This is a genomic window from Bradyrhizobium sp. S3.3.6 (genome assembly GCF_040546905.1).
In the GTDB taxonomy this organism is placed as follows: domain Bacteria; phylum Pseudomonadota; class Alphaproteobacteria; order Rhizobiales; family Xanthobacteraceae; genus Bradyrhizobium; species Bradyrhizobium cytisi.
The window spans coordinates 72,895-85,443 of the sequence record NZ_JBEPOT010000008.1 but is presented as its reverse complement, the minus strand read 5'-3'; the positions used below and the strand labels follow the sequence as shown (position 1 = coordinate 85,443).

At 63.1% G+C, this 12,549-nt stretch carries 14 protein-coding genes; 9 read left to right on the top strand and 5 right to left on the bottom strand.

The features are described 5' to 3' along the window. The first annotated feature begins 71 nt into the window (after positions 1-71). From ABID59_RS22965 to ABID59_RS22955, 3 genes are all read left to right on the top strand, one after another. Entirely contained in the window at positions 72-584 is a 513-nt protein-coding gene (locus ABID59_RS22965; RefSeq protein WP_148755561.1) for a cupin domain-containing protein, read from the top strand. A gap of 130 nt (positions 585-714) precedes the next feature. Next, positions 715-1,143 carry a VOC family protein gene (locus ABID59_RS22960; protein ID WP_354084875.1) on the top strand — a complete coding sequence of 143 codons (429 nt, stop codon included), beginning with the start codon at positions 715-717 and terminating at the stop codon, positions 1,141-1,143. A gap of 27 nt (positions 1,144-1,170) precedes the next feature. After that, positions 1,171-1,659: a VOC family protein gene (locus tag ABID59_RS22955; RefSeq protein WP_354084874.1), complete on the top strand. Its 489-nt coding sequence runs from the start codon at positions 1,171-1,173 to the stop codon at positions 1,657-1,659. A gap of 124 nt (positions 1,660-1,783) precedes the next feature. Here ABID59_RS22955 and ABID59_RS22950 read toward each other — a convergent pair whose 3' ends face one another. Both ABID59_RS22950 and ABID59_RS22945 read right to left on the bottom strand, forming a co-directional pair. Continuing rightward, entirely contained in the window at positions 1,784-2,923 is a 1,140-nt protein-coding gene (locus tag ABID59_RS22950; protein ID WP_354084873.1) for a hypothetical protein, read from the bottom strand. Then, positions 2,923-3,624: a FecR family protein gene (locus ABID59_RS22945; RefSeq protein WP_354084872.1), complete on the bottom strand. Its 702-nt coding sequence runs from the start codon at positions 3,622-3,624 to the stop codon at positions 2,923-2,925. The genes ABID59_RS22950 and ABID59_RS22945 overlap by 1 nt, the downstream gene beginning before the upstream one ends. 218 nt (positions 3,625-3,842) lie before the next feature. Here ABID59_RS22945 and ABID59_RS22940 point away from each other — a divergent pair, with 218 nt between their 5' ends. After that, entirely contained in the window at positions 3,843-5,090 is a 1,248-nt protein-coding gene (locus ABID59_RS22940) for a phospholipid carrier-dependent glycosyltransferase (protein ID WP_354084871.1), read from the top strand. Positions 5,091-5,155: 65 nt separating this feature from the next. Here the strand turns inward: ABID59_RS22940 and ABID59_RS22935 are convergent, their stop codons facing one another. Beyond that, a complete protein-coding gene (locus tag ABID59_RS22935; protein ID WP_354033763.1) occupies positions 5,156-5,797 on the bottom strand; it encodes an OmpA family protein in 642 nt (213 codons plus the stop codon). A gap of 510 nt (positions 5,798-6,307) precedes the next feature. Here ABID59_RS22935 and ABID59_RS22930 point away from each other — a divergent pair. The 4 genes from ABID59_RS22930 to ABID59_RS22915 all read left to right on the top strand — a co-directional run bounded on the left by ABID59_RS22930 (position 6,308) and on the right by ABID59_RS22915 (position 9,862). Further along, a complete protein-coding gene (locus ABID59_RS22930; protein ID WP_354084870.1) occupies positions 6,308-7,720 on the top strand; it encodes a caspase family protein in 1,413 nt (470 codons plus the stop codon). A gap of 250 nt (positions 7,721-7,970) precedes the next feature. Beyond that, the gene (locus tag ABID59_RS22925) at positions 7,971-8,216 is read left to right on the top strand and encodes a hypothetical protein (protein ID WP_148755568.1); all 246 of its coding nucleotides are present in this window, start codon (positions 7,971-7,973) and stop codon (positions 8,214-8,216) included. A gap of 121 nt (positions 8,217-8,337) precedes the next feature. After that, the gene (locus ABID59_RS22920) at positions 8,338-8,592 is read left to right on the top strand and encodes a hypothetical protein (RefSeq protein ID WP_148755569.1); all 255 of its coding nucleotides are present in this window, start codon (positions 8,338-8,340) and stop codon (positions 8,590-8,592) included. A 109-nt stretch (positions 8,593-8,701) separates the two neighbouring features. Next, the gene (locus tag ABID59_RS22915; protein ID WP_354084869.1) at positions 8,702-9,862 is read left to right on the top strand and encodes a winged helix-turn-helix domain-containing protein; all 1,161 of its coding nucleotides are present in this window, start codon (positions 8,702-8,704) and stop codon (positions 9,860-9,862) included. Positions 9,863-9,879: 17 nt separating this feature from the next. Here the strand turns inward: ABID59_RS22915 and ABID59_RS22910 are convergent, their stop codons facing one another. Further along, on the bottom strand, positions 9,880-10,821 hold the full coding sequence (locus ABID59_RS22910) for an NAD(P)-dependent oxidoreductase (RefSeq protein ID WP_148755571.1): 942 nt from the start codon (positions 10,819-10,821) through the stop codon (positions 9,880-9,882). A 202-nt stretch (positions 10,822-11,023) separates the two neighbouring features. On the opposite strand from ABID59_RS22910, the gene ABID59_RS22905 reads away from it, so the two are divergent. Next, a complete protein-coding gene (locus ABID59_RS22905; RefSeq protein ID WP_187435364.1) occupies positions 11,024-12,058 on the top strand; it encodes a LacI family DNA-binding transcriptional regulator in 1,035 nt (344 codons plus the stop codon). Here the strand turns inward: ABID59_RS22905 and ABID59_RS22900 are convergent. Beyond that, the gene (locus tag ABID59_RS22900) at positions 12,024-12,509 is read right to left on the bottom strand and encodes a ribosomal maturation YjgA family protein (protein WP_354084868.1); all 486 of its coding nucleotides are present in this window, start codon (positions 12,507-12,509) and stop codon (positions 12,024-12,026) included. The genes ABID59_RS22905 and ABID59_RS22900 overlap by 35 nt on opposite strands. Positions 12,510-12,549 lie beyond the last annotated feature (40 nt).

Genomic DNA, 12,549 nt, shown 5'->3' with positions numbered 1-12,549 from the left:
TATTTTGGTATGGCTTGATGTCGCGGCTTTGGTTAGCTTGCCCCGCACGGAACCAACAGAAAGCAAGATCAATGACCGGCCATGACCACTCGCATTCCCAACATGCACACGATCATGACGATCGCTGGAAACATGACGGCGTGCGCGTCATTCCCGGCAACCAGCTCGATACCAACGTGCCGTCGACGGCAGGCATGGACCGTGCGGCCGCGATCAATTTCGCCCGCGTCGGCGCACAGAAATTGTGGGCGGGCACGGTCAGCATCAAGCCGGATGCGAAGACCGGCGCGCATCATCACGGTCATCTCGAAAGCGTCATCTACGTGGTGAAGGGCAAGGCGCGGATGCGCTGGGGCGAGAGCCTGCAATTCACCGCCGAGGCCGGTCCCGGCGATTTCATTTTCGTGCCGCCCTACGTGCCGCACCAGGAGATCAATGCCAGCCGCGACGAGGTGCTGGAATGCGTGCTGGTGCGCAGCGACGGCGAGGCGGTCGCGATCAATCTCGACATCGAGCCGGTCGAGAAGCCCGAGACCGTGCTGTGGATCGATCCGGTGCACCGGGATCCGAACGAGAAGAAGTAAGGCCGAAGACTGCGCGGGGTTCGGTGCGACAGAACCCCGCAGCCGGCGGCCGGGAAAATATTTCGGAAGTCGTGTCGGATGGCGGTCCAGCCATCCGTCCTTGGGAAGAACCCTGCCCAAGGAGCTTTCGATGCCCAGGATGATTTTCCTCAATCTGCCGGTGACCGACCTCAAGCGTGCGACCGCCTTTTATGAGGCGATCGGCGCGACCAGGAACCCGCAGTTCAGTGACGACACGGCGAGCTGCATGGTCTTTTCGGAGACCATCTACGCGATGCTGACGACCCATGACAAATTCCGTCAGTTCACGCCGAAGCCGATCGCCGATGCAAAGACCTCGAACCAGGCGCTGTTCTGCCTGTCCGCCGATAGCCGGAACGAGGTCGACGATATCGTCGGCAAGGCCGAGGCTGCGGGCGGAGTGGCCGATCCCAGCCCGAAGGACGAATACAGCTTCATGTACGGCCGCAGCTTCGAGGATCCGGATGGTCATATGTGGGGTGTGAACTGGCTGGACATGGCAGCCGTCCCCCCGAAGCCCGCCATGGCGAACGCCTGATCGAAACCCTGAAGAGGAGCATTCGCAATGTCCAAGCTCGTGCCCTGCATGTGGTTCAACGGCGACGCCGAGGAAGCCGCGAAGTTCTACGTCTCGCTGGTGCCGAATTCGGCGATCACGCACGTCCAGCACAATGTTGCGGACAACCCGTCCGGCAAGGAGGGCTCGGTGCTCGTCGTCGAGTTCGCGGTGGCCGGCCAGCCGCTGGTCGCGCTCAACGGTGGCATGAAGGTGGAATATACCCACGCGCTGTCGCTGATGATCCATTGCGACGATCAGGCCCAGGTCGACAGCGTCTGGAATGCGTTCTTGGCCAACGGCGGCAAGGAGCAGCAGTGCGGCTGGATCTATGACCGCTACGGCGTGTCCTGGCAGGTGGTGCCGAAGGTGATGTTCGACTTCCTGTCGAGCCCCGACAAGGCAGCCGCCGCACGCGCGATGCAGGCCATGATGAAAATGGTGAAGCTCGATGTCGAGGCGCTGCGGCGCGCGTTCGAGGGCAAGTCGGCGGCGTAACGTCAGCACAGGTGCCGTAGGGTGGGCAAAGGCGCGATAGCGCCGTGCCCACCATTCGTCTCCGGTTGAGAGAGAAGTGGTGGGCACGCTCCGCTTTGCCCACCCTACGAGACTGGGCTCGCGGCTAGTAATTAATCCTCAACCCCACGCCGCCATGGATGGTGTTGCCGACCGGCTGCGGGCCCAGTGTGCCGTTGGCGAAGAGGTCCACGATCCAGCCTTTCTGCACGCGGAAGCCGAGGCGGCCGCCATATTCGAACCAGCCCTGGTTGCCCATCGTCGGCACCACCATGCCGTCGCCGGTCACGGTGGCGACAATGCCGCTATGACTGGCGAACGACTGCACCCAGCCGCCGTTGATGTTGGTCTCGATGTTGCCGGCGAAGAGATGGGTCCACTGGCCGCCGATCTTGACCAGGCTGGTGCGGTCGGTGCCGGTCGCAATGCTGGCGTCGAACGGATTGAACGCGACGGTGTTGTCCGTATAGCCCGATACGCGCTGCCAGAGCTGCCAGACCTCGACGGAGGCCGCGACCTCGTCGCGCGGTGACAACCGGCTCATCCAGCCGGCGCGGCCATAGACCGCGTAATTCGCGGCGTTGGTCGAGCTGGTCACGCTCACCGGGCCGAGGCTGGTGTTGTAGCTGCGGGTGTAGCGCGCCTTCTCCCACGGTGTCAGGATCGTGCCGACGTCGAAGAATGGGCGCGACGAGCCCCAATCGGTGAAGTCATAGCGCAGTGCAAAGGCGCCGATCGGTGCGCTGGTGATGTTGTAGCCGCCCTCGCCGTATTGCGTGTAGGCGAGGCCGGCGAGCAGCGACAGATTGGGCGTCAGCTCCTTGCGGCCGTGGATGCCGGCCGAGAACGAGCCGGCCGAGCCGAACGCGCTGACGCAGTCGCTGCAATTGACCTGCTCGTTGACGCCGAGCAGCACCGTGCCGAGCACCCGGTTGGTGATCATCTGGTTGAAGCGCTCGTTGGCGAGGCCACCGATCGAGTTTCCGCTCGAATCCGAGCCGGTCGGCGTCGGGCTCGGCGATGGGGACGGGCTGGGTGCTGGCGATGGAGACGGAGACGGAGACGGACTTGGCGCGGGGGAGGGCGAGTATGTGGGTGATGGGTAGGGTTGCGGTTCGCCGCATTCGAACTCGCAGGTACTTGCGGCCGTGGCCGGGCGGGTATCGAAAGCAAATAGCGCAAGCGCCGCGCCCGCAGTTAATGCGCCGGCCAGGACAAGCCTCGTGAAGCCGAGCTTCCCCACCATCAGCGCCCGCACAGCATGCCATCGTCATGGACGGCGGGCGAGATGGTCGGCGAGGCGTCGGCATACTGGTTGACGGAGCAAAGCCCGGCATTCGCAGCGCAGTTGGCGGCGAAAGTCCAGGGCGGGGTGTTGGTCTTGGTGATGCTGGCCTTGCCGCCGATCGAGGTGATGACCGCGGTATCGCCAGGCTGGGTGAGCTGGATGCATTGGAAGTTCAACGTGCAGACGCTGGCCGCGCCCTCCTGAAGCACGACGACCGAACGGCCGCGCTGCGACAGGATGTCGAGCGTGGTGCCGCGCACCCCGATGGTCGCGAGCGGCGTCGTGATCTTGTAGGCGGTTTTCTCCGAATGTCCGGTGACGAAGCGGAATGCTCCGGTGGTCATGCGGATCGCGACGTCGCGATAGCTGTGCTCGTCGTTGAAGACGGTGCGGTCGAGCTTCAGCGTCGCGCCCGGTCCGAGCGACAGATTGGTGCTGTCGGCCATGACGAAGCGCGCTGCGCTGTCGGCGCCGGTGCGCACGGTCTCGTCGCGCAACATGCTGTCGCCGACGCTGATCGGTGACGTCGTCGCGGCGACGCGCACCACTTCGTTCTGAACCAGGACGGCTTCGCCGACGCGCGTTTGAGCCTGCGCGCAAGGCGCAGCGCACAATGTGGCCGCCAGCAGTGAAGGGAAAAACAGAAAACGAAAATTCATATCATACCCGATCGAAATCCCTGATCGCGCACCCGTGTTGTGGCAGAATTATCACAAGCGGCGCGGGACGAGCGTAAGCTTAGTGACAGTTGCGGCAGAATGCGTTCAATGGATCGGCTGAGTTATTTTTTATTCGCGGTGACGCAGATTTGCCACGCAAAGTAGCCCTACAGCAGTCGCTTGAAGCACACGCGGTTCCGAATTTGTCGCGAAGCGCAGTGATCGCTGTCGCGATCTTCCTGGCTGCGCATCTCGCGCTGCTGATCGGGCTGGTGACGCCGGAAAAGTTCGTGTTCGACGAGGTGCATTACGTGCCGGCTGCGCGGCAGATGCTGGGCTCCGGCGCGTCGCAGCCGATGCTCAATCCGATGCATCCGCCGCTGGCGAAAGAGCTGATCGCGGGTTCGATCGCAACATTCGGCGACAATGCGTTCGGCTGGCGCTATCCGGCGACGCTGTTCGGCGCGCTCGCGATCGTCGCGGTCTATCTCTGCGGCCTCGCGCTGTTCGGATCGCAAGGGCCCGCGATCGCAGCGGCGCTGATCGCGGCGTTCAACCAGATGCTCTATGTGCAGGCGCGCATCGCGATGCTCGACATCTTCGCACTCGGCTTCGGTCTGCTCGCCATCGCCGCCTTCATGCACGGCTTTCGACGAGAGCGGCCGCAGGCGCTGTTCGCGCTCGCAGGTAGCTTGTTCGGTCTCGCCGCCGCCTGCAAATGGAGCGGCCTGTTTCCGCTCGGTGTCTGCATCGTCATTGTTGCGGTGATCCGCCTGATGCAGGGCTGGCACGCGCTGTTTGCCGACGCCGAGCCGAGCGACTGGTATCGCCCCGATCTCTGGCCAGAGTTCAGAGCACATCATGCTGCGCTCTGCTTTGCGCTGTTGCCGGCCGTGACCTATCTCGCCGCCTTCGTTCCGCTCTACGGGGTGTCGTTGCCGGATATGATCGAAGCACAGCGTCGTATCTTTGCCGACAACACCACCACCTCGATCGCCGGCCATACTTACATGAGCTCGTGGCCGTCGTGGCCGCTGCTCGCGCGTCCCGTGTGGTTCCTGTTCGACAAGACCTCGGACGACAATGTCGCGGCGGTCGTTTTCCTCGGCAATCCTCTGGTCGCATGGCCGGCGCTGCTCGCGCTCGTCGTGGTGTTGCGTGACTTCATCGTTGCGCGTCACTGGGATGCGTTCCTGATTGCAGCGTTCTATTTCGGCCTCTGGCTCGCCTGGGCGCTGCTGCCGCGCACGCTGGGCTTCATCTATTATTATCTGCCGGCCGCAACCGCGGCCTCGCTCGCGCTGGTCTATGTTCTGCACAGGGAGGGCCTGCCGCGCTGGCTGTTGTGGGCCTACGTCGGCGTCGCCGCGATGGGCTTTGTGGTGATGCTGCCGATCTCAGCCGCCTTCGTCGGTACGTCGATGCAGACGTTCAACCGGCTGATGCTGTTCCAGAGCTGGATCTGACAACAGAAAGCCGCCTGCCACTCTCGCGGCAGGCGGCTTGTCGATTGCTGCAATCACTTCTCAGATCATTTGGACGCGGTCTTGGTGTCCATGTTCACGACCTGGACGCGACGGTTGATCGGGTCGGCGCCGTTGGCGGTGTCCTTCAGCTTGGTCTTGCCATAGCCGACGGTGACAAGATCGTTGCCGCTAAGGCTGTAGTTCTGCACCAAATACTTCTTGATGGTGTCGGCGCGACGCTCGGAGAGGCCCTGATTGTATGCTTCGGTGCCGATCGCGTCGGTATGGCCGGCGACGACGAAGGTCGAGCCCTTCAGCGACGGGTCGGACAGCGCCTTGCCGAGCGCCTGCACCGACGGCACCGAGGTCTTGGCGATGTCGGCCGAGTTGTAGTCGAACTGGATCTCCAGATCGATGTTCGGCTTGGTCGCCGCGAGTTCGGCGATCTGATCTCGCTCGCCCATCGACAGCGAGCGGGTCTGCCGGTTGCGCACGGTGTTCAGGAAGCTCGCTTCCTTGGCCTGCGCCGTCGGATCGGCCTGCGGACCGACGGACAGGCCGCGGGTGATCGGCCTGGGCTTCAACGCATCCAGGATCTGGTTGGTGGAGACGTTGGTGTCGCCGGCGAAAGCCAGGCTCGCCGTCATCGACAGCGCGGCCGTGAGTGTCATCGCCTTCAGTCCAAAAAACTTATTGAAATGGGTCATCTTCGTATCCTCGCTGTGACGCCTGATGCCGATTTGATGCTGCGAGCATAGGGTAGGTTCAAAGGCTTGGATGTGATTCGGGTCACATTCAGAAATGGCCGAAATTCCATTCGTACCTTAGCAGCCGAGGTCGACATCCAGCTAGTAGCAGCGTCCTACCTCCGGTGCAGCACAAGGCCTGCGTCAGGAAGTAACGCTGTCTCATTCGATGCTCGAAAGCAGCGTGCAAATCCTTCATGTCTTTTCGAATGGGCTTCCGCGACGCGCTGGACTTCGTTCCGCAGCGGGTACAATCTCCCTGCCATTGCTCGTCACCAGCGATTATTGCCCGTTGCGCCAACCGCCCGAAAAGTAGCCGTCGCAGCGCCTCTCAGCTCGGTTCGAGCAGCAGAAATCCCCAGGTGATCAAGATCACAGTGCGTCGTTGTGATCTGGATCAGATTGCTCTGATCGGGCCGGCTCTGGCTGATCCGATGGCAGCGAAGAAGTTTGGATCAGGGGAGAATGACCATGCGCTTCTTGATCGCAGCAATTTCAGTCGCAGCATTTCTCGTCAGCGGCAACGCAGCTTTCGCCGACAAACGCGTCGCCTTCGTGGTCGGCAACGCCGCCTACAAGAATGTCCCGCAGCTCCCCAACCCCGCGATCGATTCTAAGGCGATGGCCAGGGTGCTGCGCAATGTCGGCTTCGATGTCGTCGAGGGCTCCAATCTCACCCGCGACGCCATGACTGCAAAGCTTTTGGAGTTTGGCAAGAAGAGCGAAGGCGCCGATGTCGCCGTGTTCTTCTACGCCGGCCACGGGATTGCCGTGAATGGTATCAACTACCTGTTGCCGATCGACGCAGACCTGAAATCCGAGATCGACGTCAAGCTCGGCGCGGCGATCAATGTCGACATCACGCTCGATCAGACCATGGCGGATGCGAAGGTGAAGCTCGTATTCCTGGACGCCTGCCGCGATAACCCGTTCGCGGCAAAGATCCGGTCAGCCAAGGCGACCCGCTCCGTCAACGTGCAGACTGGCCTCGCCGAGATGAAGTCGGGCGAGGGCACGCTGATTGCCTTTGCCACCGGCCCCGGCCAGACCGCGCTCGACGGCGAGGCCGGCACCAACAGTCCTTTCACCCGCGCCCTCGTCGCCAACATTGCCCAGCCCGGGGTCGAGATCCAGCAGGCCATGACCAAGGTTCGTGCCCAAGTCAGTGACGAGACCAGCAAGGGCCAATTGCCCTGGGGACACACCAACCTCACCGGCAACGTCTATCTCAATCCGGTTGGCGCGTCGGCTGCGGCCACGATCGATCCGTCGAATGGGCCGGTGTCTGCCGCGACCAAGCAAGGCTCCGACATCGAGCTCGAGTTCTGGCGCTCGATCAAGGACACCAACAAAGTGGAAGAGCTCAACGCCTATCTCACCAGCTATCCGAGCGGCACGTTCAAATCGATCGCACTCGCCCGCATCGCGGCGTTGCAGGATGGACCGTCCAACACCACCCGCAACCTGTCGGCCGGGATCGATCCCGCCACGTTCACCGAAGAAGCCAACCAGATATCGGAAGACCAGATCGGTTTCGACAAGGGGCAGCGCCGGGACGCGCAGCGCCGCCTCACCGGGCTCGGCTTCGACGTCAAGGTGACCGGGAAGTTCGACGACGAGACCCGTTCCGTGATCAAGCGTTGGCAGGCGGCACGTGGCTATCCCGCCACAGGTTACCTCAACAAGCTCCAGCACAAGGCTCTGCTATTGGAGGTCGTTTCAACCCGCGCTGCCTCTTCCGAGCAGGCAGACGATGAGCCGTCGCGGCGCCGTTCCTCCGGTGGCGGCGGCCGGCGACATTACAGCGGTGGCGGCGGCGCCCCGACGGGCGGCCCTGGCGGTCTGTTCGGCGGCATGATGGGCGGGTTGTTCGGCCGTCGCTGAGCGGCAAAGGGCGACAGGGGGCGACCCAGTCCCGGCCGCCTTCCCTGTCGGAAACCTGCGCTCACGCTTCATCTCAAAGCGGTCGCGCGATGGCCTGTCTGCGAACAAGTTTTCGGCCAGATGCGCGCCTAGCAGACACCTTCGTCAGACATCGCCAGGTGAGGGAGCCGAGTTCCATCCAGTGCCGAGGCCAAGTGACTATCAATTCTATCGCAGCGGCCCGCCGGATCGGACTGTGTCTCTGAATCCCATGCCCATTTATATTGGCGCCGCGATGATTGCGGTGGCGATCCTGCTCTCGACGCTGATCACGGGGGTGACCTCCCGCTATGTCGGCCTCGAAGCTCCGACCGACGAGAGCATGTGGCTGGTCGATCGGCTCACCGGCAGCGTCTACCGCTGCCAGGCGGAGGGGCGCGGCAGGGCGTCCTGCGAGCCCGATATCGCCACCGGTAGCCTCAGTGACAGGCCCAGGGCGCCGAAGGACGGCCGCTGAGGCCGATTCCCTTCGCATTGCAGCAAGAAAATTGTCTTCTCCGCGAAACGTTCTCGCCAGAGAATACGTATTGCGAATGCCGGCATGACGCCGGTTTCGTTTTACTTCAGGAGATATTTCGATGAAGACCTTGCTCACCGCCGCAGCCTTTGTCGCGTTCGCTTTTTCAGTTTCGCCCGCATCCGCCGCGATGATGGCGTGCACCAGCGATAACATGATGAAATCGACGGCCATGATGACCGGCCCGGCCGACACGCCCGCCAAGACGGCCGCGAACAAGGAGATGGCCATGGTCAACACCGACATGAGCATGGGCAAGATGAAGGGCGCCTGCATGCACTACATGAAGGCGCAGAAGGCGATGATGATGAAGTAGGCCTCGGCCCGCACCATCCAGCCGCGCTGTCAGCAGATGGCAGCGCGGCTTTTTCTTTGGCAGCCTGCTTCTTTCTCCCGGCGCGAATCTCGCTACATTGCCTCTCGCAATGTCCCGCGCACCAAAATCCCTTCCGCTCCCGACGACACAGGCCCGGCAGATCTGGCTGCGCGCCCAACGGCTCGACACGCGCGCGCCGTTCGGGGAAGGCGCGCAGGCCGTGGCTGGTGCGGTCTCCCATCTCGGCTATGTGCAGATCGACACCATCAACGTGATCGAGCGCTGCCATCACCACATCCTGTTCAGCCGTATCCCGTCCTACAGCCGCGCCGACCTGCGCCATGCCCAGAGCGTCGACAGGAGCGTGTTCGAATACTGGACCCATGCGCTGTCCTATGTGCCGTCGAACGATTTTCGCTTCTTCCTGCCGGCGATGCGCGAGCACAAGCGCGAGGGGCACAGATGGTATGCCTCGGTGACGCCGGGCGACACGCGCAAGGTGATGCGGCTGTTGCGGGCCGGTCCGCTGACGATCCGCGACATCGAGGACGACGTGCTCACCGAGAAGGAGCATCTGTGGCAGAGCCGAAAACCCTCGAAGCGCGCGCTCCAGCTTGCCTTCTACACCGGCGTCGCGACCATCAGCGCGCGCCAGGGCATGCTCAAGACCTATGATCTGATGACGCGGCATTTCGGCTGGGACAAGCTGCCGAAGCCGGCCTCGGCCAAGGAGATCACGGCCTATCTGCTCGACCGCGCGTTGCGCTCGCAAGGTGTCGTCAGCCTCGATTCGGTCTGCCATCTCGATGCGCCGAGCAAGAAGGCGGTGGCAAGCCTGATCGCCGCGCGCGTTCGCCGCGGCGAGCTCATGCCGGTCGCGATCGAGGGCGCCGGCAAGCAGGAGCATTGGGCGCAGCCGTCCGCGCTGGAGCCGCATGAGGTGTCGCCGGATCTTGTCCACATTCTGTCGCCGTTCGATCCGCTGATCATCCAGCGCAAGCGCACCAATCTCATCTTCGGCTACAACCATCTGTTCGAGGCCTATGTGCCGAAGGCCAAGCGCAAGCTCGGCTATTTCGCGCTGCCCGTGCTGGTCGGCGACGAGATCGTCGCCGCGCTCGACCTCAAGACGGACCGGCAGGCCAAGAAGCTCTTGATGCAGAAATGGACCTGGCTCGGGCAGGCCAAGAAGATGGCGGGGCGCAAGGAGCTCAAGCAGAAGATCGAGGAGGAGCTTGATCGCTTCGAGCGGTTTCAGCTCGCGGAGTAAAAAGTCAGGCCCGCACTTTACGGCCCCTTCTTGAGCTCGCCGCGCGAGCCTCGTGGTTCGCCTCCATGGACGGACACCACATGCGCATAACGGTCCAGCACGTCGTCGGCCGAATAGCCCGGGCGTCGCGCAAATTCCTGCCGCAAGCCCAGCCGCGCAGAGACCTTCAATCGTTCCGCCGTTGCGGTCGTCATCAGGGGGTCGAAGCCCAATTCCCGCAGGCCCTCCACCACGCCTTCCATTTCCACGGCGCGGCGCTCGGCATGCAGCACGTCGGAGCGGACGCACATGTCCAGGAACTTGCTGAACGTGGTGGCATCCATCGACGCGCAAAGCCCGCGCATGGTTTCCTCGCGCACGCCGGCGAGCGTTGCGGCGGTCAGGGCCTCGACCAGCAGCGCTTCCATGCCCTTCGTCACCACGCTCCGCAGCATCTTCACGGCCGCTGCTGTTCCAGCTTGTGGACCCGCCACCTCGATGCGAAAACCGAGTGGCTTGAAAATGTCTGAGAAGCGCTCGGCGCCGCTGCCGGACGCATAGAGCGGGACCGCGGCGCCATAGAGGTCGACCGAACCCATCAGATTCGTGTCCGCGAACACGCCGCCGCGCGCCTCGACGGCTTCGGCGACACGCCTTTTCGTTCGCGGGCTCGCGGCATTGATGTCCGCCACGAGACAGCCGGGACGTACGATTCTGGATATTGCCTCGCCGGTCTCGGCTGCAACCGCAACGACGACCGCGGAAAAGATCACGTCCGCGTCCGACAAATCGTCAAGTCGCTCGACCAGCGTGACGCCGCAACCGGCCGCCATCGCGCGAAAGGCCTGCGAGTAGGGCGGTGCATTCGTCTTGCCCTGACAGAACGCGACCATCGGCGCATCGGTCTGCGCCGCGAGATGCTTGGCAAAGCATTGTGCGGCCTCGCCAAATCCAACAAAGGCGACCTTGGGCTGAGGCATGGCTCTTCTCCGGAATCGTCCGATCGAGAGGATGGGATCTCGTCGTGCGGCTTTCAGCGTTGCCGCCATTGTGCCAAGTCCGGCGCCGGAGTCAATGAACCGGTTCATATAAGATTCGAGAAGCTTTATGCGAATGATAGAAACTTCTACAATTTCTGTCCAAACCCTTGTCTCATATGATGAACCGGTTCATATAACCGGCATGTTGTCACAGCCACGCCGTTCGCAAACTGTAAAAGTCAGGGACGTGGCCCGAGAGGCCGGTGTCGCGGTCGGCACTGTATCCCGTGTGCTCAATGATCATCCTACGGTGGCCCGGGAGCTGCGCGAGCGCGTCGAAAGGGCCATGGCGCATCTCGGCTATGAGGTCGATGTCACGGCGCAGAGCATGCGCGCGGGACGCTCGCGGCTCGTGGCCTGCGCGATTCGCGATTTCGACATCCCGCGCTTCGCGTTGTTCATCAAGGAGGCCGAGGCGGTTCTACGCGAGGCCGGATACACCTTGCTTCTGGCGAGCACGACCAACCGCCCCGAGGTCGAAATCGCCTTGCTGCGGGCCTTCCGTAGGCGCCGGGTGGATGGCGTGATGATGACGCTGAGCGACGAGGAGCACCGCGACGTGCGCGAAGCGCTGTCGGAGGCGCCGATGCCGGTCATGCTCATCGACCGCGATCGCATCGAGGCGCTCGATCGCGTCACGGCCGATCATCGCCAGGGCGCGCGGCTTGCGACGAGCCATCTGCTCGGCCTTGGGCATCGGCGGATTGCCATGCTCGTCGGCGACATCAAGGCCTTTCCGTCACGAAGCCGTCTGGAGGGATTTCGCGCGGCGTGTTCGACGGCGGGCATCACGCCGGACCCGAGATTGTTGCGAGACAACGTGCTCTCGAGCGAAGACGCCTATCGGGCGACGGCGTCGCTCATGAGTCTCGCGAATCCCCCGACGGCGCTCTTCGTCGCGGCGATGGACATGCTCGGCGGCTGCCTGAGGGCCCTGCGGACGATGAGCATTGCCGTCGGTGACGGGATTTCGGTGGTGGCTGGCAGCGACTCCGACCTGGCCGAATTGCACACGCCGCCTATCACGGCGATCGAGTGGGATCTTGCGGCCATGGGCCGCCACGCTGCGACTATGCTGCTGGAGCGGATGCGCGGCGACGAGATTGAATGTGGCCGTGCTCTCACCGTGCCGACGGAGCTGATCATTCGCGGGTCGAGCCGGCCTGTTGCGAATTGAGTTTGCGACATCGAGGCAGGATCCGATCTTGGGCGAAGCTCGCGACACGGCTGTCGAGCCAGAGGCCGGCCACGATTCCGATGAGGTAGGCGACCAAATTCCACAGCGAAAAGATTTGGCCCAACAGCAACGCGCCCGCTGTGGTCAGCCGGAACGCATCGAGCCAGGGCGTATGCACCAGCCGCGAAAGCTCGACCACGATCGCAATCACCATCGCGATGGCCGCACGCTGGCTCCGCGTCAGCCGCGGCAGCAAAACCCCGATCAGCAAAAACACCATCGTCGCCCACAGCAGCGAGCCGCCGTACTTCACCACGAAGGCGGGGAGGCCGAGCGGGAAGCCGTACCAGCGTAGGGATAGGCCGCAGGCGATCACGATCAAAGCCAGGGCGGCGCGGAGCAGCATGCTCTGTCGCAGCGCAATGGTGTTGACCGGCTGCGCTCCGTGCATGGCTTCCATTGACTCTTTGCCCGTGATGCTGAAAACCGCC